The 26,530-nt window shown below is 65.6% G+C and carries 21 protein-coding genes and 1 tRNA gene; 7 read left to right on the forward strand and 15 right to left on the reverse strand.

The features are described 5' to 3' along the window. Window positions 1–20: 20 nt before the first annotated feature. The 6 genes from cysN to acs all read right to left on the reverse strand — a co-directional run bounded on the left by cysN (window position 21) and on the right by acs (window position 8,733). On the reverse strand, window positions 21–1,907 hold the full coding sequence (gene cysN / locus P6U24_RS01295; RefSeq protein WP_407157418.1) for a sulfate adenylyltransferase subunit CysN: 1,887 nt from the start codon (window positions 1,905–1,907) through the stop codon (window positions 21–23). Next, entirely contained in the window at window positions 1,907–2,875 is a 969-nt protein-coding gene (cysD, locus tag P6U24_RS01300; RefSeq protein WP_407157419.1) for a sulfate adenylyltransferase subunit CysD, read from the reverse strand. Before cysD ends, cysN begins: the two co-directional genes overlap by 1 nt. Next, window positions 2,872–3,753 carry a sulfotransferase family protein gene (locus P6U24_RS01305; RefSeq protein WP_407157420.1) on the reverse strand — a complete coding sequence of 294 codons (882 nt, stop codon included), beginning with the start codon at window positions 3,751–3,753 and terminating at the stop codon, window positions 2,872–2,874. The genes cysD and P6U24_RS01305 overlap by 4 nt, the downstream gene beginning before the upstream one ends. Window positions 3,754–3,980: 227 nt before the next feature. Continuing rightward, window positions 3,981–6,011, reverse strand: a complete 2,031-nt coding sequence (locus P6U24_RS01310) for a methyl-accepting chemotaxis protein (protein ID WP_407157421.1) — start codon at window positions 6,009–6,011, stop codon at window positions 3,981–3,983. A gap of 165 nt (window positions 6,012–6,176) precedes the next feature. After that, window positions 6,177–6,692: a L,D-transpeptidase gene (locus P6U24_RS01315; protein WP_407157422.1), complete on the reverse strand. Its 516-nt coding sequence runs from the start codon at window positions 6,690–6,692 to the stop codon at window positions 6,177–6,179. A gap of 85 nt (window positions 6,693–6,777) precedes the next feature. Then, the gene (gene acs, locus P6U24_RS01320; RefSeq protein ID WP_407157423.1) at window positions 6,778–8,733 is read right to left on the reverse strand and encodes an acetate--CoA ligase; all 1,956 of its coding nucleotides are present in this window, start codon (window positions 8,731–8,733) and stop codon (window positions 6,778–6,780) included. Between the two features lie 373 nt (window positions 8,734–9,106). Here acs and P6U24_RS01325 point away from each other — a divergent pair, with 373 nt between their 5' ends. Next, window positions 9,107–10,291 carry a DNA topoisomerase IB gene (locus tag P6U24_RS01325; RefSeq protein ID WP_407157424.1) on the forward strand — a complete coding sequence of 395 codons (1,185 nt, stop codon included), beginning with the start codon at window positions 9,107–9,109 and terminating at the stop codon, window positions 10,289–10,291. Between the two features lie 815 nt (window positions 10,292–11,106). On the opposite strand, the gene P6U24_RS01330 is transcribed toward P6U24_RS01325, so the two are convergent. Further along, window positions 11,107–11,562: an SRPBCC family protein gene (locus tag P6U24_RS01330; protein ID WP_407157425.1), complete on the reverse strand. Its 456-nt coding sequence runs from the start codon at window positions 11,560–11,562 to the stop codon at window positions 11,107–11,109. Between the two features lie 93 nt (window positions 11,563–11,655). Here P6U24_RS01330 and P6U24_RS01335 point away from each other — a divergent pair, with 93 nt between their 5' ends. Then, entirely contained in the window at window positions 11,656–12,762 is a 1,107-nt protein-coding gene (locus P6U24_RS01335) for an adenylate/guanylate cyclase domain-containing protein (protein ID WP_407157426.1), read from the forward strand. 317 nt (window positions 12,763–13,079) lie between these two features. Here the strand turns inward: P6U24_RS01335 and P6U24_RS01340 are convergent, their stop codons facing one another. From P6U24_RS01340 to tsaD, 5 genes are all read right to left on the reverse strand, one after another. Continuing rightward, window positions 13,080–13,295, reverse strand: a complete 216-nt coding sequence (locus tag P6U24_RS01340; RefSeq protein WP_407157427.1) for a dodecin family protein — start codon at window positions 13,293–13,295, stop codon at window positions 13,080–13,082. A 146-nt stretch (window positions 13,296–13,441) separates the two neighbouring features. Continuing rightward, window positions 13,442–13,855: an EVE domain-containing protein gene (locus P6U24_RS01345; protein ID WP_407160730.1), complete on the reverse strand. Its 414-nt coding sequence runs from the start codon at window positions 13,853–13,855 to the stop codon at window positions 13,442–13,444. Between the two features lie 177 nt (window positions 13,856–14,032). Further along, window positions 14,033–15,145 (reverse strand): alpha/beta hydrolase, encoded by a 1,113-nt coding sequence (locus P6U24_RS01350; protein WP_407157428.1) that lies wholly within the window; start codon window positions 15,143–15,145, stop codon window positions 14,033–14,035. Between the two features lie 360 nt (window positions 15,146–15,505). Beyond that, a complete protein-coding gene (locus P6U24_RS01355; RefSeq protein WP_407157429.1) occupies window positions 15,506–16,486 on the reverse strand; it encodes an NAD(P)H-dependent glycerol-3-phosphate dehydrogenase in 981 nt (326 codons plus the stop codon). Between the two features lie 197 nt (window positions 16,487–16,683). Beyond that, window positions 16,684–17,751: a tRNA (adenosine(37)-N6)-threonylcarbamoyltransferase complex transferase subunit TsaD gene (gene tsaD, locus P6U24_RS01360; protein ID WP_407160731.1), complete on the reverse strand. Its 1,068-nt coding sequence runs from the start codon at window positions 17,749–17,751 to the stop codon at window positions 16,684–16,686. Window positions 17,752–17,889: 138 nt separating this feature from the next. Between tsaD and P6U24_RS01365 the strand changes: the two genes are divergently transcribed. The 4 genes from P6U24_RS01365 to P6U24_RS01380 all read left to right on the forward strand — a co-directional run bounded on the left by P6U24_RS01365 (window position 17,890) and on the right by P6U24_RS01380 (window position 22,190). Continuing rightward, on the forward strand, window positions 17,890–18,663 hold the full coding sequence (locus tag P6U24_RS01365) for a uroporphyrinogen-III synthase (protein ID WP_407157430.1): 774 nt from the start codon (window positions 17,890–17,892) through the stop codon (window positions 18,661–18,663). 47 nt (window positions 18,664–18,710) lie between these two features. Then, window positions 18,711–19,949, forward strand: a complete 1,239-nt coding sequence (locus P6U24_RS01370) for a COG4223 family protein (RefSeq protein WP_407157431.1) — start codon at window positions 18,711–18,713, stop codon at window positions 19,947–19,949. 50 nt (window positions 19,950–19,999) lie between these two features. After that, on the forward strand, window positions 20,000–21,943 hold the full coding sequence (locus P6U24_RS01375) for a heme biosynthesis HemY N-terminal domain-containing protein (protein ID WP_407157432.1): 1,944 nt from the start codon (window positions 20,000–20,002) through the stop codon (window positions 21,941–21,943). Between the two features lie 171 nt (window positions 21,944–22,114). Then, window positions 22,115–22,190, forward strand: a tRNA-Thr gene (locus tag P6U24_RS01380). A gap of 72 nt (window positions 22,191–22,262) precedes the next feature. Here P6U24_RS01380 and P6U24_RS01385 read toward each other — a convergent pair. Next, window positions 22,263–22,958 (reverse strand): O-methyltransferase, encoded by a 696-nt coding sequence (locus tag P6U24_RS01385; protein ID WP_407157433.1) that lies wholly within the window; start codon window positions 22,956–22,958, stop codon window positions 22,263–22,265. Between the two features lie 140 nt (window positions 22,959–23,098). Between P6U24_RS01385 and P6U24_RS01390 the strand changes: the two genes are divergently transcribed. Beyond that, on the forward strand, window positions 23,099–23,920 hold the full coding sequence (locus P6U24_RS01390) for an AraC family transcriptional regulator (protein WP_407157434.1): 822 nt from the start codon (window positions 23,099–23,101) through the stop codon (window positions 23,918–23,920). Between the two features lie 148 nt (window positions 23,921–24,068). Here the strand turns inward: P6U24_RS01390 and P6U24_RS01395 are convergent, their stop codons facing one another. Continuing rightward, the gene (locus P6U24_RS01395) at window positions 24,069–24,647 is read right to left on the reverse strand and encodes a hypothetical protein (protein WP_407157435.1); all 579 of its coding nucleotides are present in this window, start codon (window positions 24,645–24,647) and stop codon (window positions 24,069–24,071) included. 572 nt (window positions 24,648–25,219) lie between these two features. Further along, window positions 25,220–26,263 (reverse strand): polysaccharide deacetylase family protein, encoded by a 1,044-nt coding sequence (locus tag P6U24_RS01400; RefSeq protein ID WP_407157436.1) that lies wholly within the window; start codon window positions 26,261–26,263, stop codon window positions 25,220–25,222. Window positions 26,264–26,530: the final 267 nt, after the last annotated feature.

Below are 26,530 nucleotides of genomic sequence, written 5' to 3' on the forward strand. Positions count from 1 at the left end.
CCGGAGACGATGTCGCGTGATCAGAGATAGTGATGCTCGCGCAGGTAGCTGACGATCAGCTCACAAGCAGCGTCGGCCGACGTGGTGTCGATCGTGATTTCCGCAGCGACCGGTGCTTCGTAGGGCTGGTCGATGCCGGTGAAGTTCGGCAGCTCGCCCGCGCGAGCCCTGCGATAGAGACCCTTCGGATCCCGACTCTCGCAATCGGCGAGCGGCGTTGCGACGTGGATCTCAATGAACTCGCCGACATCGAGCCGATGCCGTGCCATATCGCGCTCGGACCGGAACGGGGAGATCAGCGACACCAGCGCGATCAGCCCGGCATCGACGAGCAGCGCCGCGATCTCCGTCACACGACGCATGTTTTCCACTCGCGCTTCGGTTGTAAAACCGAGGTCGCGATTGATGCCGTGGCGCAGATTGTCGCCATCGAGCAGCGCGGTGTGGCGGCCGAGCTCGCAGAGGCGCCGATCGACCAGGTTGGCGATGGTCGATTTGCCGGCACCGCTGAGCCCGGTGAACCAGAGCACACAAGGGCGCTGCTGTTTCAGGCGCGCGCGCACCGATTTGTCGACATCGAGCGTCTGCCAGCGGATGTTGTCGGCACGGCGCAGCGGGAAGTCGATCAGGCCGGCCGCGACGGTGCGGCGTGTGATCGGGTCGATCAGGATGAAGCTGCCGAGCTCGCGATCGTCGCGATAGGCCTCGCAGACCAGCGGCCGATCGAGGCCGAGATTGACGCAGCCGATCTCGTTGGCTTCCAATATCGTGGCGGCTTCCTGTGCCATGGTGTCGATCGCGACTCGGTGCTTCAAGGTCGAGATCACCGCACCGATCGATGAGGTGCCGGATTTCAGCACATAGCGCCGGCCCGGCAGCATCGCCTCGTCGTCGAACCAGACGACATGTGCGCCGAGCTGATCCGAGACGATCGGTGTCTCGCCTGACGTCAGCACATCGCCACGGCTGGCATCGATCTCGTCGGTCAACAACAGCGTCACCGACTGACCTGCGGTCGCCCGATCGAGCCGTCCATCCGCCGTGACGATCGCGGCGACATGACTGGTGCGCCCCGAGGGCTGGACGCTGACCGGATCTCCCGGCCGAATCGTGCCGCTGGCGATGCGTCCGCAGAAGCCGCGGAAGTCGGCATTCGGCCGGTTGACCCATTGCACCGCGAGCCGGAACGGCCGACCCTCGATGTCGCCGCTGACGTCGACGGATTCGAGATGGTCCATCACCGTTGGCCCGGTGTACCAGGGCATGCGCGCGCTCGAGGTGAAGATGTTGTCGCCGTCGCGTGCCACGACGGGAATGCACTGGACGTCACGAATGCCGAGCTGCTCGGCAAGCATGCGGAATTCGACTGCGATCGAGGTGAAGCGATCGGCATCGAACTCGACGAGGTCCATCTTGTTCACCGCCAGCACGACGTGACGAATGCCGAGCAGGCCGAGAATGTGGGCGTGGCGCCGGGTCTGCGTGATCACGCCCTTGCGCGCATCGACCAGCACCACGGCGAGATCGGCATTGGATGCGCCGGTCGCCATGTTGCGGGTGTACTGCACGTGCCCGGGCGTGTCGGCGACCACGAACCGGCGCCGCTGGGTCGCGAAGAAGCGATAAGCGACGTCGATGGTGATGCCTTGCTCGCGCTCCGCCTGCAGGCCGTCGACCAGCAGCGCGAAATCGAGCTGCGCGCCGGCCGTGCCAGCGACCTTGCTGTCGGAGGTCAGCGTATCGAGCTGATCGTCGAGCAGCATCTTGGAATCGTAGAGCAGGCGGCCGACCAGCGTGCTCTTGCCGTCGTCGACGCTGCCGCAGGTGACGAAACGCAGCGTCGGCTTGTCGTCGTGAATGGGCGTCGTGCCATGACGGCCATTCAAAGTCGCTTCGAGAAAAACCATCAGAAATAGCCCTCGACCTTCTTGCGCTCCATCGATGCCGAGCTGTCGCGATCGATGATGCGGCCCTGCCGCTCCGACATCTTCGAGGCCATCATCTCCCTGACGATCGCCGGCAGATCGGCCGCGGTCGACAATGTGGCACCGGTGAGCGGATAGCAGCCGAGCGTGCGAAAGCGGATCGAGCGCAATTGCGGCACCTCGCCGGGCTGAAGCGGCATCCGATCGTCGTCCACCATGATCAGCGCGCCGTCGCGCTCCACGATCGGCCGCATCGCCGCGTAATAGAGCGGAACGATCGGAATGTTCTCGACCTCTATGTATTCCCAGATGTCGAGCTCGGTCCAGTTCGACAGCGGAAACACACGCATGCTCTCGCCGGGGGCGAGCAGCGTGTTGTAGAGGCTCCACAGCTCGGGCCGTTGGTTCTTCGGGTCCCAACGATGCGCCGTGCTTCGGTGCGAGAAGATGCGCTCCTTGGCGCGCGACTTCTCCTCGTCGCGTCGCGCACCGCCGATCGCGGCATCGAACCGATGCAGATCCAGCGCCTGGCGCAGCGCCTGCGTCTTCATGACGTCGGTGTAGAGTGCCGAGCCGTGGCTGAACGGATCAATGCCCTGCGCCAGGCCCTCTGCATTGGTGTGAACCAGGAGATCGAGGCCGAGCTCGCGCGCCCGCTGGTCGCGAAACGCGATCATCTCGCGAAATTTCCAGGTCGTGTCGACGTGCAGGAGCGGAAACGGCGGCCTGGCCGGATGGAAGGCCTTCATCGCCAGATGCAGCAACACCGAGGAGTCCTTGCCGATCGAGTACAGCATGACCGGCTTGCGGAATTCGGCCGCGACCTCGCGAAAGATATGGATGCTCTCCGCCTCGAGGCGCTTGAGATGGCTGCTGATGGCGCGCGGCCTGTCGGGACGCGCCGGCGCGAATGATGGGGCGGCCGCGGTCGTAACGTCGAGCGTCCTCATGCAGCGGCACCATTGGTGTCGCCGAACAGGCGATCAGAGGTTGCCGTATCCAGCGTGAGGTCGTTCACGCAGGCTGCGACCGACGCACGATAGACATCGTTGATGCCATAACGCTGCAGAAGCTCACGGTGCTCGTCGGTCAGCGAGGTGGTCGGCCGCGCGCGATATCGGTAGGCGGTATCCGAGCCGTGGATGCCCGAGGTCGGATGGATCGACGGCACGTCGGAAAAGATGATGCGCGTGTTTTCCGATTCCAGTTCTCCCATCTCGTTCCATGCGGTCACGGCGTCCTCGGTGAAGCGGTCGGCAAGACCAAGGCGCTCGAACAGCATCCGGACAGTAAAAACCGCTTCCTTGCATGCCTCATAGACGTAGTGGGTGACGGGGATGCCGTGCTGCTGTGCGTAGCTTTCGATCCGGACCGCATTGAGCACGGCCGCAACGTAATTGTAGACCAGCGTATCTTGCGATGCGCGATCCGACCACTTGTCGAGCCACGACGCCAGCGAGCCCGCGGGGTCTCGATCCAGAATGATGGCATGCAGCCGGTTCGACGGATAACCGGCTTCGATCAAGGATTGCAACGGATTGAACAGACTCTCGGCAAGCACATACGGACCGGCGGTCTCCTTGCTGAAGATGTGGGGCTGATCCGCCGCGAGCGGGACGTTCCAGGGAACGCCGGCGCTGCCCACGAGAGCATGACGCAGAATGCCCTTCACGGGCTGGTAATAGGAAGGCAGGCCTGCGACTCCGAACAGATTGTTGAGCGGCGTCGAACCAACTCTGCACTTGCCCCATGCGAAAAACAGCATCGGGAAGTCGTCGTCGCGGCGGTTTCGGAAGCCTTCGGAGAGGCAGTCCGTCGTCTCATTCACCAAGGCTCCGAGCGTGACGGTCCGGGTCTGGTACTTGCCATCTGGTACGAGAACAATTGAATCGAGGGAGGAGTGCTGTCTCCGGACGAGGTCGGCTATTCGTTCCAAGGCATCAGCCGAGGTCGTGCAGGGATCCATGTACGAGTCCTTTTACGTTCACGTTTCTTGATTTCAGGCGGGCCGCAATGTTGGCTATCATTGCGGTAGAGGTTCCTATTTGCGCTACCTCAAGCTGCGCGCACGCTGTCGAGGAACCTCTCGACTTCGGCCTTGAGGCTGCTGCTCTCTCTGGCGAGCGAGCGGGCCGACGCGAGCACCTGGGCCGAGGCCGCACCGGTGGCGCTGGCACCCTGATTGACCTGCGTGATCTTCTCGGCGACCTCTGCGGTGCCCTTGGCGGCCTCGCTGACATTGCGCGCGATCTCGGTGGTCGCCGCGCCCTGCTCCTCGACGGTGGCGGCGATGGTGATTGCGATATCGGAGATCTGCGTGATGGTCGCACCGATCTCCTTGATCGCCGCGACCGAATCCTGCGTCGCGGCCTGCATGCCGGCGATCTGGTTGCCGATCTCCTCGGTGGCCTTGGCGGTCTGGGCCGCTAGCGCCTTGACCTCGCTGGCGACCACCGCAAAGCCGCGGCCGGATTCGCCGGCACGAGCGGCCTCGATGGTGGCGTTGAGCGCGAGCAGATTGGTCTGCTCGGCAATCGCGGTGATCAGCTTGACGACGTCTCCGATGCGCCCCGCGGCCTTGAGCAGCTCGTTGATGCGGATGTCGGTGCGCTCCGCCTGCTGAACCGCGTCGCCGGCAATGCGGCTGGAATCGTGGACCTGGCGGCCGATCTCCGTCACCGACGCGCTCATCTCCTCCGCGGCAGAGGCTACGGCTCCCACATTGGTGGAGGCTTCCTCGGACGCAGCGGCGACCATTCCGGAGAGCTGCTGGGTCTGGCTCGCGGTGCCGGACAGTGTGCCGGCGGCGGCTTCCAGCTGATGAGATGCGGACGAGACCGAGTTGACGATGCCGCCGACCGCGGCCTGGAAGGCGTCGGCGAGCTTGATCATCTCGGCTTTGCGGCGCGCGGCGGCGGCCGCCTCCTGATCCTTCTGCTCGGCTTCCATCTCCTCCATGCGGATCAGGTTGTTCTTGAAGGTGTGCGCGGCGCGCGCGTTGTCGCCGACCTCGTCGCCGCGCTCGATGTAGGGAATGTCCACGGCCTTGTTGCCGTTGGCGAGTTCAAGCAGAACGTCGCCAATGCGTCGGACCGGGCGGGCGATGTTGAACACCGAGAACAATGCCGATCCGATCAGCATCGGCACGACCAGCAGGCCGACCATCAGCGCAACATCGCCGACCGAGCTCATGGTCGCCAGCAGCTCGGTCTGCCGTTGCTGCGCAAATTCATTGCCGAAAGCCACGGCCTTGCTGACGCGCGTGCCGATCTCGCTCGCGAGCGGCCGCAGGCGATCGGCGAACAGCTGATTCTTCTGGTGCTGGGTTTCCGCGGCTTCATGGGCGGAGGATTTGAAATGGTCGGCCGCCGCCGCCAATTGATCGATTCCGGCCGAGATCTGCTTATCGCCCGCGAGCGTGCGCGCGCGCTTCAGCGCCTCGATCGCGCCCTCGGTGCGCTGGGCGACCTCGTCCTTCGACGCCGCAGCGCCCGTGCTCGCGAAGCGCCACAAGGCTGCACCGGCCGCGTTGAAGAGCGCGCCGGCATCATTCAGCTCCGCCTCGAGCCCGGCGCGATTCGCCGACGAGGTGAACGCCGACGACGAGAGCAACTGATCCAGAGCGTGATTCCACGCTGCCGTGGCCTCGGTGCTCTTGCCCAAGGCGTCGATCGAGGTCTTCTGCACGGCGGCGAACTGAGATCCCAACCCCAGATACTGATCGATCAGCGCCTTGGTGCCGAGATAAAGTTCCTTGACCTGCGGCCGCTTGGCCCGAAGACCCGTCGCCTGGATTTCGTTTCCCGCAAGCTCGATGCTGGCGTGGAACGTCCGCAGGCTTTCGTCGAGCTCGGCGGCGGAGCGGGCGGCGCCGATCTCGCGGATCGCAAGCTGCGCGCGAATCATTCCGCTGTCTGCAGTCTGCGCGCTGGACTTGTTGGTGTAGTTGGCCGAGACGGACCGGCTGGATTCAGCGATCAGCCGATTGCCGTAAAGCTGGTTGGCCAGCATGCCGCCGACCAGGACGACGCCGATTCCTGCTGTGAGGCCGAGCTTCGTGCCGATGCGAAAATTGAACCGTCCCATAATGCGCAAACCCCCGCGATTCGTCACACGCGAGTTGGCGCCACAGAGTTAAATACAACCTAAACAAGTGTCCCGGTAAAACTACTGAAAGTTGTATCATTTGATATCGCTGGAAAAGCTGCGCAATGGCGCAGCCTTTGCGCAGTTAGACTTTAAGATGAGCCCTCACTGCGTGACGACAACCGTGGTTCCAACCGAGACGCGATCGTAGAGATCGATGATGTCGGGGTTGAGCATGCGGATGCAACCATAGGATACGAAACCGCCGACCGAGTTCGGCACGTTGGTTCCGTGGATCGCATATTCGCCGCCGCCGGACAGTGTGAGGGCTGCGACACCCATCGGGTTGCGCGGCGAGCCGCCGGGAATCAGGTCCGGCAGGGTGGGATGATCGTGCTTGACGTCGTCGGGCGGCGCCCAGGCCGGGTATCTGTACTTGCCTTCGATCTTCGCGGTGCCGGCCCACTGCTTGCCGCTCTTGCCGACGCCGACCGGATAGCGCATGGCGTGGCCGTCATCGAGAATGAGATAGAGCCTGCGCTCGCCCGTCTTCACCACGATCGTGCCCGGCGAATATTGGCTTTCGACCGCGACCAACTCGGGTTCCGCGAAAGCCGGCACCGTCATCGCAACTGCCGCTCCGATGGTGGCCGCCAGCGCCACCGGAATCCCCTTCGACATCGTCGCTCTGTTCCTGTTACTGCGCGGCTCTTCGCGTCCCGATCTGCCGACCATCTGTGATCGGCCGATGGCCGGCCCGGCAGCCTCACGCGTGCTTGTCGTCCTTCCGGTTCTGCCGGTTCTTGACGAGGTCGTCGACCACCGCGGGATCGGCGAGGGTGGAAGTGTCGCCGAGCGAGCCCGGCTCGTCCTCGGCGATCTTGCGCAGAATGCGGCGCATGATCTTGCCGGAGCGCGTCTTGGGCAGGCCGGGCGCGAACTGGATCTGGTCCGGCGAGGCGATCGGCCCGATCTCCTTGCGCACCCAGGTCACCAGCTCCTTGCGCAGCTCCTCCGTCGGCTCGATCCCGGCCATCAGGGTCACATAGGCGTAGATGCCCTGACCCTTGATGTCATGCGGATAGCCGACCACGGCGGCCTCGGACACCTTGGCATGCGCGACCAGCGCGCTCTCGACCTCCGCCGTGCCCATGCGATGGCCGGATACGTTGATGACGTCGTCGACGCGGCCGGTGATCCAGTAATAGCCGTCGGCGTCGCGCCGGCAGCCGTCGCCGGTGAAGTACTTGCCCTTGTAGGTCGAGAAATAGGTCTGCTCGAACCTTGCGTGGTCGCCATAGACGGTGCGCATCTGCCCCGGCCACGACTTTGTGATGCAGAGATTGCCGGTAGCCTCGCCCTCCAGCGGATTGCCGTCGGCATCGACGATCTCCGGCGCCACGCCGAAGAACGGCAGGGTCGCCGAGCCCGGCTTCAGCCGCATCGCGCCCGGCAGCGGCGTGATCATGATGCCGCCCGTCTCCGTCTGCCACCAGGTGTCGACGATCGGGCAGCGCTCGTCGCCGACCACGCGGTGATACCACTCCCAGGCTTCCGGATTGATCGGCTCGCCGACCGAGCCCAGGAGGCGCAGCGACGCGCGCGAGGTCTTCTTCACCGGCGCGTCACCGCCCTGCATCAGCGCGCGGATCGCCGTCGGCGCGGTGTAGAAGATGTTGACCTTGTGCTTGTCGATGACCTGCCAGAAGCGCGAATTGTCCGGATAATTCGGCACGCCCTCGAACATCAGCGTGGTCGCGCCGTTGGCCAGCGGACCATAAAGGATGTAGCTGTGGCCGGTGACCCAGCCGACATCGGCCGTGCACCAGTAGATATCGCCGTCGTGATAGTCGAAGACGTATTGATGCGTCATCGACGCGTAGACGAGATAGCCGCCGGTGGTGTGCAGCACGCCCTTCGGCTGCCCCGTCGAGCCCGACGTATAGAGGATGAACAGCGGGTCCTCGGCGTGCATGTGCTCCACCGGGCATTCCGTCGTCACTACCTCGGCCGCCTCGTGGTACCAGAGGTCGCGGGTCGGATTCATCTCGACCTTGCCGCCGGTGCGCTTGACCACGACCACCCAGTCGACGCCGTCGACCTTGTTCAGCGCCGCATCGACATTGGCCTTCAGCGGCACCTTCTTGCCGCCGCGCAGGCCTTCGTCGGCGGTGATGACCACGTTCGACTTGCAGTCCTTGATGCGCTGGGCAAGGCTGTCGGGCGAGAAGCCGCCGAACACCACCGAATGGATCGCGCCGATCCGCGCGCAGGCCAGCATCGCATAGGCCGCTTCGGGGATCATCGGCAGATAGATGGTGACGCGGTCGCCTTTCTTGACGTTCCGCGTCCGCAGGATGTTCGCCATCTTGCAGACTTCGTCGTGCAGCTGGCGATAGGTGATGTGCTTCGATTCCGAGGGGTCGTCGCCTTCCCAGATGATCGCGGTCTGGTTGCCGCGGCTGTGAAGATGGCGGTCGATGCAGTTGTAGGCGGCATTGAGCACGCCGTCCTCGAACCACTTGATCGAGACGTGGCCGGGCGCGTACGAGCTATTCTCGATTTTGCTCGGCGCCTTCATCCAGTCCAGCCGCTTGGCCTGCTCGGCCCAAAACCCGTCGGGATCGGAGATCGAGCGGGCGTACATCTGCTTGTACTTGGCGGCGTCGACGAGGGCGCGCTTGGTCCACTCGGCCGGCACGTCGTAGATCTTCTCGGACATTTCATCCTCCACTATGCGGCCTGCGCACCCGTTGATCGCAGCCCGTCGTCGTTGTCTCACTATGCGTCCGCCTAGCCGAGCCGGACAAGTGCAGACAAGTAGGACCTTTGGCGGGGAACGGCGCCTTGCGGTCGATCAACTCATCGCAAGTCTCGGTTGTGATGGATTGGCCGACTCCCGGCGACGGCCGGTCAAGGTTACCGCGGAATGGCTGGCATGAAAGGTATTTAGAAACCGTATCGCCCAAAATTGGGGACTCGCCAACCGGGTAAGAACCTCCTATGTCGCGACTAAGGTGTGGATAACCTGGCAGGAACCAAACGTCAGCCGGGGGGATTAAGCCAATAAAGCAGCAGGCAAGGCATCTAAAGTAATGACGGATCAGCAGAATTTTGAGGCCGCCCGGCCCGGCTCCGCCGATCCCGACGTTGCCCTTGCCAAGGCACTCGGCCAATGGCCGCCCAAGCCGCCCCGCCGCAAGCTGTCCCTGAAGGACATTTCGAAGGCCAGGCCAGCGGCCAAGGACTCCGTCAACCCCTCGGTCGAGCATCTCGCGGAGGAGCTCGGCCTGACGCTCGGCGAGCAGGCCGAGCTGACCATCCGCAGGGTCAAGCGCGGCAAGAGCTACAGCTTCACGCGCGCCAACGGCACCACGGTGCGCGATGTCGCCACCATCCGCAGGCTGAAGGCGATGGCGATGCCGCCGGCCTATCGCGATGTACGCTACTCGCCGGACCCCAACTCGCATCTGCAGGCGGTCGGCGTCGACGCTGCCGGCCGGCTGCAATACCGCTATCACTCGGATTGGGAGAAGGTGCGCGAGCAGCGCAAGGCGCACCGGCTGGCCAAGCTGGTCGGTGCGTTGCCGCGCATCCGTCGCGCTGTGAGCAAGCATCTCGCCGGCGACGAGCCCACGCGAGAGTTTGCGCTGGCCGCCGTGATCGAGCTGATCGCGCGCACCGCGATCCGGCCGGGCAACGAATCCTATGCCCGGCTGAACGGCACCCGCGGCGCCACCACGCTGCTCAAGTCCAACGTCGCACTGGAAGACGATTGCTTCGTGCTGACCTTCAAGGCCAAGGGCGGAAAGGCGGTGCGCAAGGAATGCGATGCCACAAAGCTGGTGCGGGCCATCGGCATCCTGCGCAATCTGCCGGGCAAGCGCATGTTCCAGTATCGCGACGCGCAAGGCGTGGTGCGCGCGGTCTCGACCACGCAAGTGAATGCGTTCCTGCGCGAGATTGCCGGCATCAAGATCTCGCTGAAGGATTTTCGCACCCTGATGGCTTCGGCGGTGGCGCTGGAGACGCTGTCGCGGGTGACGCCGGCGACCAGCGCGCGTGGTCGCAAGAAACAGATTCTGGAAGCGATCCGCGCCGCGGCGGACGAGCTCACCAACACACCGGCGATCTGCCGCCGCAGCTATGTGCACGACACCATCGTCACCGCGTTCGAGGACGGCATTCTGGAGCGCTTTGCCGCGACCATGAAGGGCCAGCGGTCGCAAACCAGGCGCGAGCAGCTTTTGGCCCAGGTCGTGATGGCAGCTGCAGCGTAATACTGTAACACAGTTGTCAGGATCGCAGCGCGTTGCCGCACATTCGGTGTCGTCCCCGCGAAAGCGGGGACCCATACCGCGTGATGTCTGAAATGGCCACTTAGCGGGTACCACGCACAACAATCAAATCCTGTGGTTATGGATCCCGGGTCGGCGCGCTACGCGCTTGCCCGGGACGACAGTTGTGGGTGTCTCTTCGGTTTCAAATCCCACATGCAAAGCTGAGTTACACGTCGTCGTTCTCGCGACACGACATGTCCGAGTCTTGCTGATCTCACCACCCTCGTCATACAGAGGGTGCAGGGAAGGCCGGGTGCTGGCCGCACCCATGGCCCGCGTGCAACAAAAAGCACGCGGCAGAACCACAGGTACGCGCCGAACAACCCGGCCTTCCCTGCGCGATGGTTTTAACGTTTATACGTACTCTCCCCGGGGACCGGCTCTCTTGCCCCCGTCGCTCGCAATGCTCGTCAAAGCGCATCACGAACTTAGCGCCAGCACCGCGGCGCCAGGACCACACGACTTCACGTCCGCATCGATGTTGTTCGTCCGCTCGCGAATGCGCGCTGCAACACTGACACGTCCACCGCATCCCCCGCCCAACGTTCGTGACGATCGCGAAACGCCCCTCTCGGAAGAGCGCGGGACGCCGACAAAGATCGTCTTGATTTGCCCGACGACGCAACGTCGCATGCCTGCGACAAAGTAACCCGACGGGCAATTTGTGCATGCCATGCATGCGCGGCCGGCGCGGTCGACCAAAGCACTGGCTGACACCGATGCGTTTCGGTCGTCGCGCCGATCGATCAATCGGATCAAGTCTCGCGCGCTCCAGGTCCGTGATCCGGGCCGGGATCGCCGCCGGCAGCGACGATGGCCAGCCGGCCGAGGTAGTAAGCCCAACCGCGCGCGTGAGCGGCACACTGCGCTTCGTTGGGAAGACCGCTATGAGTCATCCGCAACAACGTGCCGCCGTCGCGCTCGACCAGATCGATCTCGATCAGGCTCGAGCCCGGCGGTACCTCCTGGCCGCCCTCCCAGCCGAAGCTGTAGGCCAGGCGGTGAACCGGTATGACCTCCCGGAAGGTGCCCCGCGCCGTCTGGTGCAGGCCGCCGCCCTTGAGCAGGTAAAGCCCTCCCGGATGCAGCTCGGTCGTTGCTTCTGCGCCCATCCAGCTGATGATCTTTTCGGGATCGGTCAGGAGGGCAAATACGGTCGCAGGCGGGGCGGCGATCTGGACCTCGCGCTGGATGACAAGCGGCTCCGTCATTGACATCTCCTCATCGCTCTGGCGGCTGGATGCGAGGGCCCCTGTCACAGGCATAGGCGTGACAAGGATGGGCCGCCGTTCCATGATCATAGCATGCAGTTGTCCTCCAGGCTTTCTCGCACGCTCTCTTGGCTGGTCGATGCGGCAAGCGAGGTTCCGGGCGCCGATCGGCTGCTCGCGGAACTTGGCGTGCATCTGGTTCGAGATGGTCTGCCGCTGGCCGGCGGCGCGCTGACGCTCGCTGTTCAGCACCCGCTCATTGCGAGGCGCACCTGGCTGTGGCGGGCTTCGAGCGGAGAGATCATCGAAGCCCTGGGTTTCGCGCCGGGCGGACCGATGACGCCGCTTGGCGCGGCCCCATCAGATGATCCGAGCCGACGCTGGCTCACCAGCGTCGCGGCAGGCGTCGTGCATGAGGATCAGGTCGGAGTGCGGCCGGGTGCACCGACGCTCGCCTGGATCGGCCCACGTCCGTTCACACCTGAGGAGATCGAGGAGCTGCGCCAGGCGGCGCGGTTCGCCGCAGCACCGCTGACCGCGGTTTCGGCGCGCGATACGCTTAAGGCGGCGCTCGACGCCTATCTTGGCCGGCGCAGCGCCGCCCGCGTGCTCTCAGCGCCGCTCCGGCGCAATGTCGGCGAAACCATCCAGGCGGCGCTGCTGTTTGCCGATCTGCGCGGCTTCACGGCGCTCTCGGAGAGCCGCCCTCCGGCCGAAATCATTTCGGCACTTGACGCCTGGTTTGATCGGATTGCTGGTGCGGTTCATGCGTTCAGCGGCGAGGTGCTGAAATTCGTCGGCGATGGCGTGCTCGCGATCTTTCCGGTCAGCCAAGGCTCGCCGCGCGGCGCCTGCAACGCGGCTTTGCGCGCGACCTCCGCGGCGCGAGCCGGCATGGCGCGTCTGGACAAGGAGCGTGAGCAGCAGGGTCTGCCGTCGCTGCCGTTCGGCGTCGCGCTACATCTCGGCGCCGTGTTCTGGGGCAATATCGGCGCTGCCGACCGGCTGGATTTCACGGCCATCGGCCCCGCGGTCAATCTGGTGAGCCGGCTGGAAGGCCTGTGCCGGCCGCTCGAGAAGACGGTCCTTGTGTCAGGTGTCCTTGCCGCACAAACCGACTTGCCGCTGATCGCGCTCGGGACGCACAGCTTGCGCGGTATCGCAGCTCCTTGCGCTGTTTTCACGTTGCCTGAGGGATGATGAGAAGCCGGCCGGTCCTGCGCGATTGCGAGCGGCGGGCAAATCGACAGGACGCTTCGCGCATCCTTGCGCCTGCGTCTAAGGACCAGTGTCGTCCCGGCAAGCGAGCGGAGCGAGCGCAAGCCGGGACCCATAACCACAGGAATTCGTTTTTGCGAAGGTTGGAGCGACAGCCAGCTGTCACCACTTCCGCCAGTGGTTATGGGTCCTCGCGCCAGTGCGCAATTGCGCACAAGGCGAGGACGACAGCGAGTGGAGCCGCGCTAGCACGCGTCTCAGGCTCACCATCGTCCAGGCCGTCCGCAAACCAGCTCAGCTCATGAGCCTTCGAACTTGAACGACACGTTGAGCTTGGCCCGATAGGCTTCGACTTTTCCCTTGGCGTCGAGCTGCATGTCGAGCTCCACGACTTCTGCGACGCGCAGGTCCCGGAGTGTTTTCGCCGCCTGTTCGACGGCGTTGCTGGCCGCCTTTTCCCAGGATTCACCGCTGGTACCGACGAGCTCAATGACCTTGTAGACACTGTCAGCCATGTCGTTCTCCTGTTCGGTAAGAGCAGGAAGCAGGTGCTCCCTGCTGCAGGTGAACGTAGCATCATGGAGTTCATGTCGAAAGAACGCTGGCCCGTGATACCACGAATGGCGCTCCCGTCCGGCGTGTCTCACAACCCCTTGCGCGCTTACAGCCCGCCCATCTTGCAGACCAGCTTCCATTCCTCAGGGGTCACCGGCTGCACCGAGAGGCGCGAATATTTCACCAGCGCCATGTCGGCCAGCTTCTTCTCGGCCTTGATCGCGGCCATTGTCACCGGCGTCTTCAGCGGCTTCACCGCCTTGATGTCGACGCAGACGAATTTGCCGGTCTTGTCGGTCGGGTCCGGATAGGCCTCCTTGATCACCTCGGCGATGCCGACGATCTCCTTGCCTTCGTTGGAATGATAGTAAAAGGCGAGGTCGCCCTTCTTCATCGCGACGAGATGCTGCCGCGCGGTGTAGTTGCGCACGCCGGTCCAGGCCTCGCCCTTGGCCCCCTTCGCCACCTGCTGGTCCCAGGACCACGTCGAAGGTTCGGATTTCACCAGCCAGTAGTTCATGGCGACACTCTCTCCGTTGTCATGGCCGGGCGAAAGAGCGAAGTGCGTCATTCGCAAGATCCCGGCCATCCACGTCTTTATTCCCTGCACACTATCCAAGACGTGGATGCCCGCGACAATATCGTTCAGACGCGCTTTGCGCTATTGCGGGCACGACGGCGGTGCGTATGAGTCCGTCTATTCCCCGAGATATTTATCGAAGAATTTCGCAATATCGGTGAAGGCCTCCTTGGTCTCCGGCGCATCGACGTTGAACTGGTACTGCGCGTGCGACTGGCCCTCATAGACGTTGAGGTCCGCGACCACGCCGGCCCGACGCAGCTTGCGATGGGTGCGCACGGTGTTGGACAGGAACAGGTCGCGCGTGCCGGTGGTCAGGATAGTCGGCGGAAAGCCTTTGAAGTCGCCATAGATCGGGGAGATGTAGGGATTCTTCAGATCGGTGCCGTTGGCATAGAGCTTGGCCGCGCGGCCGAGCCAGCCGTGCCAGGTCACCAGCACGTTGTCGATCCACTCGTTGTCTGCATAGCTGTCGCCGATCTTGTCGATGTCGGCCCACGGCGTGCCCGGCGCGATCGCGGCGGGCAGCGGCAGCTTCTCGTCCCTCGCGCGCAGCACCATCGCGAGCGTCATCGCGCCGCCGGTCGAGGTGCCAAAAATGGCGAGCCTGCGGTGGTCGTGCTGCTTCACCAGCGTCTTCCAAACCGCCATCGCGTCATCCATGGCGGCGGGATATGGAAAATCCGGCGGCATGCGGTAGTCGATCGAGATCACCTTGAAGCCGCCGAAGCCCGCCATCATCAGCCCTTCCGGCAGCGCCGCTTCGCCCGGACCGAACACGTAGCCGCCGCCATGGACGTGGACCAAGAGGCGCCTGCGGTTCTCGGGCGGGATCTTTTTCGGTGTGACGATGAAGCAGTGCACGCCGCCGATCTTCGTCTCCTCGACATTGACGCCGAGCTTCTCCTTGATTGCCGGAAGGCCCGCGATGGCTTGCTTGGCGCGGCGGTCGATCAGCTCCTTCCACTCCGCGGGCGTCTTCGGATCGGCATTGAAATGCGGCGGATAGGGCGCGCCGATCAGCGCCTGCATCGCCGGGCTGACCTCGTCGGTCGGATTGCCGATCGTTTTCTGCGGCGCCACCCGCTTGCCGGCCTCGCCATTGGCGGCGGCCTCGCTCTTGGTGAGCTCGTCGTAGGTCTGGGATGTTGCGGTCTGGGCGCGAGTTGCGCCTCCGGTAACGATCAATGCGAGGCCAATTGATACGGCGGCAAGACTTGCTCTGCGCATGCGCTTCCTCTGCTAGATTCGTTGTTGGTTTGTTGGTCCGCAATCCGTCGGATCGCGCGAAGGCTATTACAGCGTGTGGGCGGCGGGAAGGGCGGTGGAACTTGAGGAGTTTGTTGCGGGTCTAGCCGCGCGACGCGGTGCTAACCTCTCCCAGCTTGCGGGGAGAGGTCGGATTGCATCGCCAGATGCAATCCGGGTGAGGGGGTACAGGTCTAACCATCGACATCCGTCGTGCGTCTGCCCCTCACCCCAACCCTCTCAGCGCGAGCGAAGCTCGTCGCGGCCCCGTGAAGGACGGGGAGAGGGAGCGCACCTCGTTCTGCGCGAGAGTTCGCCAAAAGCTTGTGGCAGTAAGAGCGCTTACTCCTCGGCCTTGAACGGTCTTGTCAGCAGGCTCTCGATCGCGGCATCGATCGTCACCGCGCCGGACAGGATCGCGGCGACGGCTTGCGACACCGGCATCTCGATCTTGTGCAAAGCCGCGAGCTCGACCAACACTGGCGCGGTGTACTGGCCTTCCGCGAGCTTGCCGGCCGGCAATGGCTCGCCGCGGCCGAGCGCAAGGCCGGCTGAGAAATTGCGCGACTGCGGACCGGCGCAGGTCAGGATCAGATCGCCGAGGCCGGACAGGCCAGTGAGCGTTTCGCTGCGGGCGCCGAGCGCGCGGCCGAGCCGCGCGAGCTCGGCGAAGCCGCGCGTGGTCAGCGCAGCCAAAGCCGAAGCGCCGAGCTTGCGGCCGACCACGATGCCAGCGGCGATCGCCAGCACGTTCTTGGCGGCGCCGCCGATCTCGACACCGCGTACGTCGGTCGAGTGATAGGGCCGGAAGGTCGCCGATCCCAGCGCTTGCACCAGTGCGGTCGCAAGCTGCTCGTCATGCGCGGCGAGTGTGACCGCGGTCGGCAGGCCGCGTGCGACGTCGTCGGCGAAGCTCGGACCCGACAGGATCGCGGGCCGCGCATTGGGCGCGGCCTCCGCAATCACCTCGGTCATGAATTTATGGGTGCCGTGCTCGATGCCCTTGGCGCAGGCGATGATCGGCGTGCCGTGCTTCAGACGTGGCGCGAGATGCATGGCCGCGCTACGCAGATGCTGCGCGGGCACTACGATCAGTGCGACGTCGGTGCGGGCGGCCTGCGCAAGGTCGCTGGTGATGGCGATCTCTGGAGCCAGCGGAATGCCTGACAGCCGCGGATTCTCGCGTGCCTGTGCGATCTCGGTCGCATGCGCCGCGTCGCGGGCATAGAGCGTGACGCCGCGGCCGGCGCGCGCAGCCACGGCGGCCAGCGCGGTGCCCCAGGCCCCGGCGCCGATGATGCTGATCGTTTGAAAGCGAGACACCGCGGCAGGCTCAGGTCTGCTCCCTCTCCCCGTTCTTACGGGGAGAGAGGTGGGATGAGGGGCAGACGCCCGATTGGTGCGAGTATTGAGACCTGTACCCCCTCACCCGGCGCTGCGCGCCGACCTCTCCCCGCAAGCGGGGCGAGGTTGATCCGAGCCCGCCGCACGAACCAGCCAAACCAATGTCACGCGCCATATCAAAACCCCGCGCGTGTGTTGGAAAACTTCTTGGGCACCTGCGCATTCGCGTCGAGCAGCCAGCGGGCGCGCGGCGCGGAGTCCATGCCGTCGATCATGCCGAGCACGAGCCGCTCGGCGCCGGCCCAGGCGATCATGGCGCCGTTGTCGGTGCACAGCGCCGGCGGTGGCATCACGAGTTTTGTGCCGGCAGCTTTGGCGACGTCATCTAGCGCGGCGCGGATCGCCTGGTTGGCGGCAACGCCGCCGGCGGCGACCAGTGCCGTCGGCCCGCCGAACTGCTCGCGGAATAATTTCAACCCGACGCTCAGCCGGTCGGCGGTCGATTCCAGCACCGCCGCCTGAAAGCCGGCGCAGAGATCACTGATATCCTTTGGCGTGACGGATTCGATCCTGCTCGCCTCGTTGCGCACGGCCGTTTTCAAACCGGACAGCGAGAAATTTGCGTCCGCGCGGCCCAGCATCGGGCGAGGAAAGGCGAAGCGCGCGGCGTCGCCGTCCTTTGCCGCCCGCTCGACCTGCGGCCCGCCGGGATAGGGCAGGCCGAGCATCTTCGCCACCTTGTCGAACGCCTCGCCCATGGCGTCGTCGACCGTGGTGCCGAGCCGGACATAATCGCCGACGCCGACGACAGCGACGATCTGGGTGTGGCCGCCGGAAGCGAGGAACAGGCAATAGGGAAAGGCGAGGTGATCGGTGAGGCGCGGCGTCAACGCATGCGCCTCCAGATGGTTCACAGCGATCAGCGGCGTGTCGTGCACCAGCGCGATCGCCTTCGCCGTGGTCAGGCCGACGATGACGCCGCCGATCAGGCCGGGACCAGCCGCCGCCGCGACGGCGTCGAGGTCGGCATAATCGACACCGGCCTCGCGCATCGCCGCGTCGATCAGGCTGTCGAGCACATCGACATGGGCGCGCGCCGCGATCTCCGGCACCACGCCGCCATAGGCCGCGTGCTCCGCAATTTGCGAGCGCACGATGTTGGACAGGATCTGCCCGGAACCGTCGGCCATGCGCGCCACCACTGCTGCGGCAGTCTCGTCGCAGGTGGTCTCGATACCGAGCACCAGCTGTCGTGAATCGTTACCCAATCTCAACCCTTCGGCTATTATGAGGACGGTATCCGCCTAACACTACGAGGTCGCCAGGTGCAATCGTCCGACAGTTGCGACCCGTCTGCCGCGCGGTTTCCGGACGTATAGCACATGGCTGTGCTGGTGACCCGTCCATTGCCCGACACCGACAGGACCGCCGAGGCGCTGCGTGCGCGCGGTTTCGAGGTGCTGCTGGCGCCGATGCTGCGTTTCGAGCCGGTTCCGCTGCCGGCTGATCTCGGCCGGGAAACGGATGTCGAGCCTGACGACGAGGCGGGCCGCGCGGTCGGTGCGCTGATCGTGACGTCAGCCAATGCGCTGCGCGCGGTGGCGCCGCAGCTTGAAAATTCTTCGCTGAAGCGGCTGCCGCTGTTCACGGTTGGCGCGCAGACCGCTGCAGAGGCGCGCGCGGCCGGCTTCGCAAAGGTGATCTCGGCCGATGGCGATGCGGGCGCCTTGCGCGAGCTGGTCGCCGGCGGCGTCAAGAAGCGGATCTTCCGCAAGCGCGACACGCTTCTTTATTTTGCGGGCGAAGACATCTCGCGCGACCTCGCCGGCGAGCTGGCTGCGCGCGGCCTGCATGTGGTCACGCAGACCGTCTACCGCATGACTCAAGTCACGGCGCTGCCGCCGGAGGTCTGCGACGCGTTTGCCGCGCATGGCATCGAGGCCGTGCTGCACTATTCGCGCCGCAGCGCCGCGGCCTTTGTGGCGGCGGCGCGGAGCGGCGGTGTCGAGATCTCGGCGCTGGCCGTGCCGCAATGCTGCATGTCGGCCGCGGTCGCCGACGTGCTGCGCGAGGCCGGCGCTGCGCAAGTCAGCGTCGCCGCGCGGCCGGATGAAAATGAATTGTTGGAAGGGCTAAGCCGTGCGTTGCGGTCCTGAATGGCGTAAGACCTGCCCAGTCAATGCTCAACATGGGAACTCCCGCCATGGTCGATGACATCACCGAACCTGCAGGGCCGGCTCCCGATACCGGCCGCTCCAGGCGTCCGCCGCCGACCATCGATCTCGAGCCGACGTCGAGCGAGACTCATCCCGCGCCGGCCGAGGCGGTCGCGGAAGCCTCGTCCGACCTCGCGGGCGAATCGCATCCGCATGTCGCACCCGAGGTCGAGCCGAGTGCGGAAGAGATCGCTGCCGCATCGGCTGCGGCTGATGATTTGCCGCCACGTGGCGAGGCCGGCCCACCGCCGGCGCGGCCGATTTCCCCCTGGGTCGTTGCGCCGTTTTCCGGGGCGGTTGCCGCCGCGCTGGTCATCGGCGTCGGCTGGATGCTGGGCTGGCCGCAGGTTCAGCCGCCCTCGGCCGCGCCGCAGCTCACGACCGTCGTCGAAGGCATCAATGCGCGCGTCAACGGACTGGAAGCAAAGCTCGGCAAGGCCGATAGCACGGCGGCCGCGCGGCTCGACACCCTCGACAAGTCGCTGGCCGCGGTGCGCGGCGATGTCGCCGCGTTGCGTGCGCAGTCGGACAAGATCGCCGCCACGGCCAACGAGCTGAAGGCCATGCCGCGCGAGGCCAGCAGCCAGATCGATCTGTCGGCGCTGAACGCGCGTCTTGACCAGATCGAGCGCTTGAGCCGTAGCCAAAGCGCCGCGCTGGCGCAGGCCGACAAGAAGATCGCCGACGCCAGGCCGGCCGACGACCTGCCGCTGCGCCGCGTCGTCGCCGCCGCGCTGCTCGACGTCGCAGTCCGGCACGGCGAGCCATACGCCACCGCGCTGGCGACGGCCAAGTCGCTGGCGCCGAGCGCCGATGCGCTGAAGCCGCTCGAGATGTTCGCGTCGACCGGTGTTCCCAGTCCGGGCGCGCTCGACCGCGACCTGCTCACCATCGTGCCGAAGCTGTCGCCGCAGCCGCAGGAGGGGACGACATCGGGCTCTTCGATCGTCGATCGGCTGCAGGCGGGCGCGGCCAAGCTGGTGCGCATCGAGCGCACCGACGCGGCCGGCACCGACCGCGGCGCGATCGTGGCGCGGATCACCGCGGCGGCGCTGCGCAACGATTTCACGGACGCGAGGCGCGAATTGAAAACGCTGGCGCCCGCGGATCGCGCACCGGCACAAGCCTGGCTCGACAAGGCCGACGCGCGCGATGCCGCGCTCGCCGCATCCCGGCAGTTCGCCGACGAGGCGATGGCCGCGCTCGCCAATGTCTCGCAGAACTAACAGCCTCGCAGCAATGACGGCCCCGCAACAGGAATGCCCAGGGAATACCTATGATCCGGATCATCCTCTTTCTCATCCTGATCGGGGCCGCGGCCGTTGGCGCCGCCTGGGTCGCCGAGCAGCCCGGGGACGTGGTCATGACCTGGGGGCCGTGGCGCATCGAGGCCACGCTGCCGGTCGCGGTTCTCGCGGTGTTCCTGCTGATCGTGGCGGCGCTCTTGCTCTGGAGCATCCTGCGTGCGCTGGTTCGCGCGCCCGGCCATATCCGCCGTCGTCATCACGCCCGCCGTCACGCGCGCGGCCGCCATGCCATCACCCACGGCCTGCTTGCGATCGGCCACGGCGATTCCGTCGCCGCGCGCCAGCATGCCAATGTCGCGCGCAAGCTCGCCGGCGATGATCCGCTGACCTTGCTGCTGCACGCGCAGGCGGCGCAGCTCGAAGGCGACCGTGATGCCGCGCAGCGCGCCTTCCGGACCATGTCCGAGCGCGCGGACACGCGCCTGCTCGGCCTGCGCGGCCTGTTCATCGAGGCGCAGCGCGCCGACGATGCGGTCGCCGCCGTCATGATCGCCGACGAGGCGCTGAAGGTCGCGCCGAATGCGCCCTGGGCTTCGCATGCCGTGCTCGGCTTCCGCTGCGCGCGCGGCGACTGGAACGGCGCGCTGGCGATCCTCGACAGCAACTACACGGCCGGCCTGCTCGACAAGCCGTCCTATCGGCGGCAGCGCGGCGTGCTCTTGACCGCACGCGCGCTCGATCTGGAGAGCAAGAACAGGGACGCCTCGCGCGACAGCGTGATGGAGGCGGTGAAGCTTGCGCCGACCCTGGTGCCGGCGGCGGTGCTGGCGGCGAAATATGAGAGCGAGGCGCACCAGGTGCGGCGCGCGATGAGGATCATCGAGGCCGCCTGGGTGGCCTGCCCGCATCCCGACCTCGCCGACGCCTATGCCCATGTGCGGCTCGGCGATTCCGCCAGGCAGCGGCTGTCGCGGGTGGAGAACCTGGCGGCGCGCACGCCGGGGCACATCGAGGGCGCGCTCGCGGTGGCGCGCGCGGCGATCGATGCCGCCGAGTTCAAGCGGACGCGCGCGGTGCTCGCTCCCTTCCTCGACAATCCGACCCAGCGGGTGGCGATGCTCATGGCGGAGCTGGAGCGCACCGAGCATGGCGATGCCGGCAAGGCGCGCGAATGGACCTTGCGCGCGGTGCGTGCGCGCCACGATCCCGCCTGGACCGCCGATGGCTATGTCAGCGACCGCTGGCGGCCGGTCTCGCCGGTCACCGGCAGGCTCGACGCCTTCCAATGGCAGACGCCGGTCGCGAGCCTGCCATCGGACAGGAGCGGCGCCATCGAGCCGTCGGCGTTCGAGGAGGCGATGTTGGCGCCGCGGCCAATGCGGCCGGCGATTCCGGAAGGGCTGGCCGAGCCGCCGCGCGACCTCGCGCCGGACCTCGAAGCTGCGGCCGAGCCCAAGGTCGAGCCTGAGCCGCAGCCCGAAATCAAGGCCGAGACCAAGGTGGATGTCGAGCCGGCCCCCGCGCCGGTCGAGGCGGCGGAAGCGGTCCCGGAGCCGGTGACGGCGCCCGCGGTGCAGGACAATCTGCCGCCACAGCGTACGGCCGCCGAGCCTGTCGCGCCGGTGGCCTCGCCGCCCCTAGCCCCACCACAGGCCGCAGGCGTGGAGGTCACGCCGCCGAAGGCTGAGGAGCCTGCCGCGCCGCCGACGCTTGCAGTCGCGCCGACGCCAGCCCTCGAACCGGCCGCACCGACGCCGACTGCCGAATCACCGGCTCCAACACCCTTGTTCCGCGCCCGGACCGATCTCGATCGACCACCGCAGCCGGTTCCGGTGATCGTGCCGATCGTGCGCGCGCCCGATGACCCCGGCGTTGAGGAAGAGGAGCAGCCGCGCGACGAATTCGCCGAGCAGCTCGCCCCGAGCAAGCAGGCCGGCGGCTGGCGCGGGTTCTGGTCCAGGCTCGGCGGGTAGGGGATCTTTGGGTCATTCATTTCGCCCGGTGCGGCGACACCGACGTCCGGCCGAGGCAAAATCGCGCGAGGTTAAGGCAGTGCGTCCGCGTTGTCCTTGCCAATCGCGGCCGCGCCGGATATCAGGAGCCCGACCGCCGCCGGTGCCATTCGGGGCGGAACGTCACGGTTCGCCGCAATAGCTCAGCTGGTAGAGCACGTCATTCGTAATGACGGGGTCGGGGGTTCGAGTCCCTCTTGCGGCACCAGCCTCCGCTCGCTTCGCGAGCTACGGCTTGGCAAGCCATCTGCCGTCTCACGGTGCTGAATCTCCACCGCCATCACCTGACCCGGACCGTGAATTCGTTGCCGCGACCCTCGTCTATGGCGAGTGGCTGGGACAGATAGCCGCTCGCCGGGTTGCGGACGTAGTTGAGATAATCTTGCGCGAACGCATTCTCACCGAGGACCACAGCGCCGGGCGCCAATTGCGGCTCGATCAGCCTGAGCACCGGCAGGTAGAGCGACCACGCGCCGTCGACCAGGAGAACGTCGACCTCGCCGCCGACGTCCCTGAGCGTCTCCAGCGCATCGCCTTCGCGGATCTCCACGAGATCGGCGAGACCGGCCGCTTCGAGATTGGCGTGCGCCCGTGCCACCTTGCTGGGCTCGAGCTCCGAGCCGATCAGCCGGCCGCCGCCATTGTCGGCAAGCGCAGCCGCGAGATAGATCGTCGAGATCCCCATCGAGGTGCCGAACTCGACGATCCGCCTCGCGCGCCGCGCGCGGGCGATCGCGTAGAGGAATCGGCCATAGGCCTTCGAGACGGCCAGGAAATGCTCGGCGTGACCGTGATACACGGTCCGATAGCTCGCCCGTTCCTCGGCGACCAGCTTGGCGGCCGCGTCTTCCAGCGTCTCACCGGATGCTTCGAACCGGGCCATGATTTCGGCCATGAAATCGCGATCGGCCGCATCGGCCTCGCGATGAAGCTTGTCGAGCGTCTCCGCGACGCGGCCGCTGGTGATCAAAGCCATGACAATCCCTTCACTGATGATCGAGTCCGAGTCGGCCTCGATTGGTGCGCGGCTGAGATAAATCGAGGTCGCTCTGGCGTCATTACGAAGCCTGGACAAGTTCTTATTCGTTTGCGCCAATCAGCATGTAACATCGGGCCATGCCGATCCTGACAGACAGCTCCGCTCCGTCCGACTGGGTTGAACCGGACGACGTCGCGCGCCCGGTCGTCACCTATGGCATCGCATCGAAGAAGATCGGCAGGATCGAGCTCGACATGCATCGTCATGCCAAGGGGCAGATCCTGCTCGTGCAGCGTGGTGCGCTCAGTTGCCGGGTGGCCAGCGGACTGTGGATCGTCCCACCCCGTAGCGCCGTCTGGATTCCGGGCGGCGCGCTCCACGCCATCACGGCGACAGGCTCGCTCGAAGGCTATAGTGCGTTCGTCGCTCCCAGCGCTGGCGCGCACTTGCCGAGCGGCTGCTGCACGGTCTCGGTGTCGCCTCTGTTGCGCGAGCTGCTGTTCCGCGCGGCCAGCCTGCCGCTGTTCTACGAGGAGGGCGGTGCGAACTCGCGATTGATTTCGGTGTTGCTCGACGAGATCGCCGCGGCGGAAATCGAGAACCTGCATCTGCCGATGCCGACGGACCCGCGGCTCCGCGCCCTTGTCGACCTGATGATATCAGCGCCTTCGGAGCGCGGCACGCTGGACGGATGGGCGAAGCGCGCGGGCCTGAGCCAACGGACGCTTGGGCGCCTAATCAGCCGCGAGACCGGGATGAGCTTCGCGCGATGGCGCCAGCAGCTTGGTGTCATGCTTGCAGTCCAGTGGCTGGCGGGCGGTGCGTCGATCCAGCGGGTCGCAGCCGACCTCGGCTATGAGAGCGTGCCGAGCTTCGTCACGATGTTCCGCAAGACGCTCGGCACCTCGCCAGGCCGGTACATGGCCGAGCGGCATTCCGCACGGCATCGCGGTCGCTAAGACCGTGCAGCGATTTCGCCGTGCTGGCGATCTTCGCAAAAGCACGGACAACGTCCGCTATTTGATCGACTTCATCAGGAGCGTCGCACGACATATCGGGATCGTTGTCACCGTCTTGCCGGTGGTGTCCACTTCGCTCGAAAACGCTCTAAGGCTGCCGGCGCTTCCACAGCCGGACCAGGATGAAGGCCGCCTGGTTGTAGCCCGGCGGCGAGGTCTCCGTGCCGAACGGCGTTCTGGAATAGAGCGAGCTCGAGACCAGGAAGCCACCGACATAGGGCTCGGGCAGGCCCGACAGCGACAGCCAGCAGCGATGGGTGAGCAGGCCCTCTTCCGGCTGGTTGCCGCGCACCAGGCGACAGTCGCCGACGCCGACATAGGGGATGCCGGCGATGTGGCCTTCCGAATAGGTGCCGAGCAGGGTCGGGTCCATCGCCTGCCCGATGCAGACATGCATGTCGCCGATGTCCTTGTCGTTCGTCGCGGTCATGCGACCGTTCTCAGGCCGCGTCGTGATCGATTTGATCACGAGCCGATCCTCGAGCGCCGGAGCGAAGCCCGTCTTGGTCGGCGCGCAATAATCCGACGGCACCACGCGCGAGACCCGCAATGTGCGCGCGACATAGATCTCCTCGACCTCGCCTTCGCCAGTCTGTGCCCACGCGCGCGCATGGCTGAATAGCAATGCGCCGGCGATCACCGACAGCACGAGTCCTGCGAAACGCATGGGGAGGATCTCCACGTGGTTGGGGAGCGCCGGTCTAGCTCAATTGCAAACAATCCAGAACGTGCTGAAATTCGGACGGCCATGCATACCATCATACCTCAATCAGGGGGTGTCAAACGATCCCCCCGCACCCGGAGGTGACGGTATCGGAATAACATAGCGGTATTCCACGACGCCCCGATCTCGCCGATCAGACGTCGGCGCCTTCGCATCGGTTCATCGATCAGCCCGATGTTCACGCAACCGTGTGTTCGCGCTCAGAGTGCGGCGAGATGCATAGCCGCTCCAACCCACTCAGTGTCGTCCGGTCAGGCGCGCAATTGCGCCGAGAACGCCGGGACCCATATCGCGTGAACTTAGAAAAGGGCACGCGGCTCATACGGCGCACGACAAATCAGGCCTGGGGTTATGCGTCCCTGCTTTCGCAGGGACGACATTGGAGATTGTGGCCCGCTTGCCCGGCACAACGCCGGGCGACAGCGAACACTTTTGTCCTCCGCGCTTGGACTGTGGAGCGCGCCCGCCCGGTCGGGGGCGAGCGACGAGGCCCTTCACACGAATTCGAACGAAGCTTACTGCGAGACGGTCTGGATCACGCTCGACAGCGGGCGGGCGTTGGTCATCGTGGTCGGCAGCTTCGGATCCTGGCCGATCATCGCGTCATATTCGGGCAGCGTGTCCAGCGTGGCCTTGGCCTTCATCGCCACCACCTTGTAGCCGCCGGCCTTGAGCCGCCGCAGCAGCGTCGGCAGCGCCTCGGCCGTGTGCTTCTGGAAGTCGTGCATCAGGATGATGCCCTTGCCCTTCTTCTCCAGCCCGCTCATGACAGTGTTGACGACCTGGTCGGCATCCTTGGATCTGAAGTCGAAGGAGTCGACGTCGCAGGAGAACATCGCGACGTTGCGGCTGCCGAGATAGGCGACCGCCGACGGCCGGTGCTGCAGCTGCGGGAAGCGGAAGAACGGCGACGGCTTGGCCTCGAGCGCAAACTTCACCGCGCTGAATCCCTTCTCCAGCTCATCCTGCGCCATCTGATCGGTCATCTTCTTGCCGTTCAGATTGGGATGCGACCAGGTATGCGCACCGACGGTGTGGCCGGCGGCCAGCACCTGGCGCAGGATCTCCGGATGATAGGTCGCGTGCTTGCCGATCGGGAAGAACACGCCGGTGGTGCACTCATCGGCCAGCGCCTTCAGCACGGCCGGCGTGTTGTGCGGCCACGGACCGTCATCGAAGGTCAGCACCACCTCATGGTCGGTCAGGAAGTCGAACTGCTTGAAGTGGTCCATGCCGAAGCCGGGACCGCCCGTCGTGTCGACGACGACGGTGCGTGAGATGCCCAGCGCGTCCGGATTGGCGCAAGCCGTTTTCTGCATCGCAGGCACGGGCGGCGGCGCTGGCGGCGTTGCGGGCTTGGCCGGGACTGCGGCCGTGACCTCGACGTCATCCTTGGCGGCGAGCTTGGCCGATGGGGGCGCCTTCTCGGACGGGTAAGCGGCCGCGGTCTGGGGGGCTGCGGCCTGCACGGCGCGCGGCGAGGAGATGAAGTGCCACGTTCCGGCGATGATCGCTGCGGTGGCAACGGTGGCCAGCATCAGGCCTAACGCATTACGCATGTTACTTTTCCCGAGAACGCGAAACTGGTGGCGGAGGACAGGATGACTCCGGTCCGATCCGATTAAGTTCGATTAATGCCAATGAAACGTTAACGCGGTCCCAACACGTCGCCGATTGCGGAAGATTTCCAGCGGCATGGCGTCGCAAGGATGGTCACACGAACCCGCCGGGCCCGCGCTGCATTGGATCGGTGTCGCGGCTTGCGAGGTTGCCCGACCCTCACTAGAAGCGGATGAACAACTGGAAATGCGGGAGCGAGGCGGTAC

The organism is Bradyrhizobium sp. STM 3557 (assembly GCF_045571465.1).
GTDB lineage: Bacteria > Pseudomonadota > Alphaproteobacteria > Rhizobiales > Xanthobacteraceae > Bradyrhizobium.

Excerpts from the sequence above, each read along its gene's own strand:
- cysD (WP_407157419.1), bottom strand. The coding sequence starts at position 2,875 with ATGAGGACGCTCGACGTTACGACCGCGGCCGCCCCATCATTCGCGCCG.
- cysN (WP_407157418.1), bottom strand. The coding sequence starts at position 1,907 with ATGGTTTTTCTCGAAGCGACTTTGAATGGCCGTCATGGCACGACGCCC.
- P6U24_RS01350 (WP_407157428.1), bottom strand. The coding sequence starts at position 15,145 with ATGCGCAGAGCAAGTCTTGCCGCCGTATCAATTGGCCTCGCATTGATC.
- P6U24_RS01400 (WP_407157436.1), bottom strand. The coding sequence starts at position 26,263 with ATGCGTAATGCGTTAGGCCTGATGCTGGCCACCGTTGCCACCGCAGCG.
- P6U24_RS01345 (WP_407160730.1), bottom strand. The coding sequence starts at position 13,855 with ATGAACTACTGGCTGGTGAAATCCGAACCTTCGACGTGGTCCTGGGAC.
- P6U24_RS01315 (WP_407157422.1), bottom strand. The coding sequence starts at position 6,692 with ATGTCGAAGGGGATTCCGGTGGCGCTGGCGGCCACCATCGGAGCGGCA.
- P6U24_RS01340 (WP_407157427.1), bottom strand. The coding sequence starts at position 13,295 with ATGGCTGACAGTGTCTACAAGGTCATTGAGCTCGTCGGTACCAGCGGT.
- acs (WP_407157423.1), bottom strand. The coding sequence starts at position 8,733 with ATGTCCGAGAAGATCTACGACGTGCCGGCCGAGTGGACCAAGCGCGCC.
- P6U24_RS01395 (WP_407157435.1), bottom strand. The coding sequence starts at position 24,647 with ATGCGTTTCGCAGGACTCGTGCTGTCGGTGATCGCCGGCGCATTGCTA.
- P6U24_RS01390 (WP_407157434.1), top strand. The coding sequence starts at position 23,099 with ATGCCGATCCTGACAGACAGCTCCGCTCCGTCCGACTGGGTTGAACCG.
- P6U24_RS01375 (WP_407157432.1), top strand. The coding sequence starts at position 20,000 with ATGATCCGGATCATCCTCTTTCTCATCCTGATCGGGGCCGCGGCCGTT.
- P6U24_RS01325 (WP_407157424.1), top strand. The coding sequence starts at position 9,107 with ATGACGGATCAGCAGAATTTTGAGGCCGCCCGGCCCGGCTCCGCCGAT.
- P6U24_RS01385 (WP_407157433.1), bottom strand. The coding sequence starts at position 22,958 with ATGGCTTTGATCACCAGCGGCCGCGTCGCGGAGACGCTCGACAAGCTT.
- P6U24_RS01365 (WP_407157430.1), top strand. The coding sequence starts at position 17,890 with ATGGCTGTGCTGGTGACCCGTCCATTGCCCGACACCGACAGGACCGCC.
- P6U24_RS01330 (WP_407157425.1), bottom strand. The coding sequence starts at position 11,562 with ATGACGGAGCCGCTTGTCATCCAGCGCGAGGTCCAGATCGCCGCCCCG.
- P6U24_RS01370 (WP_407157431.1), top strand. The coding sequence starts at position 18,711 with ATGGTCGATGACATCACCGAACCTGCAGGGCCGGCTCCCGATACCGGC.
- P6U24_RS01335 (WP_407157426.1), top strand. The coding sequence starts at position 11,656 with ATGCAGTTGTCCTCCAGGCTTTCTCGCACGCTCTCTTGGCTGGTCGAT.
- P6U24_RS01310 (WP_407157421.1), bottom strand. The coding sequence starts at position 6,011 with ATGGGACGGTTCAATTTTCGCATCGGCACGAAGCTCGGCCTCACAGCA.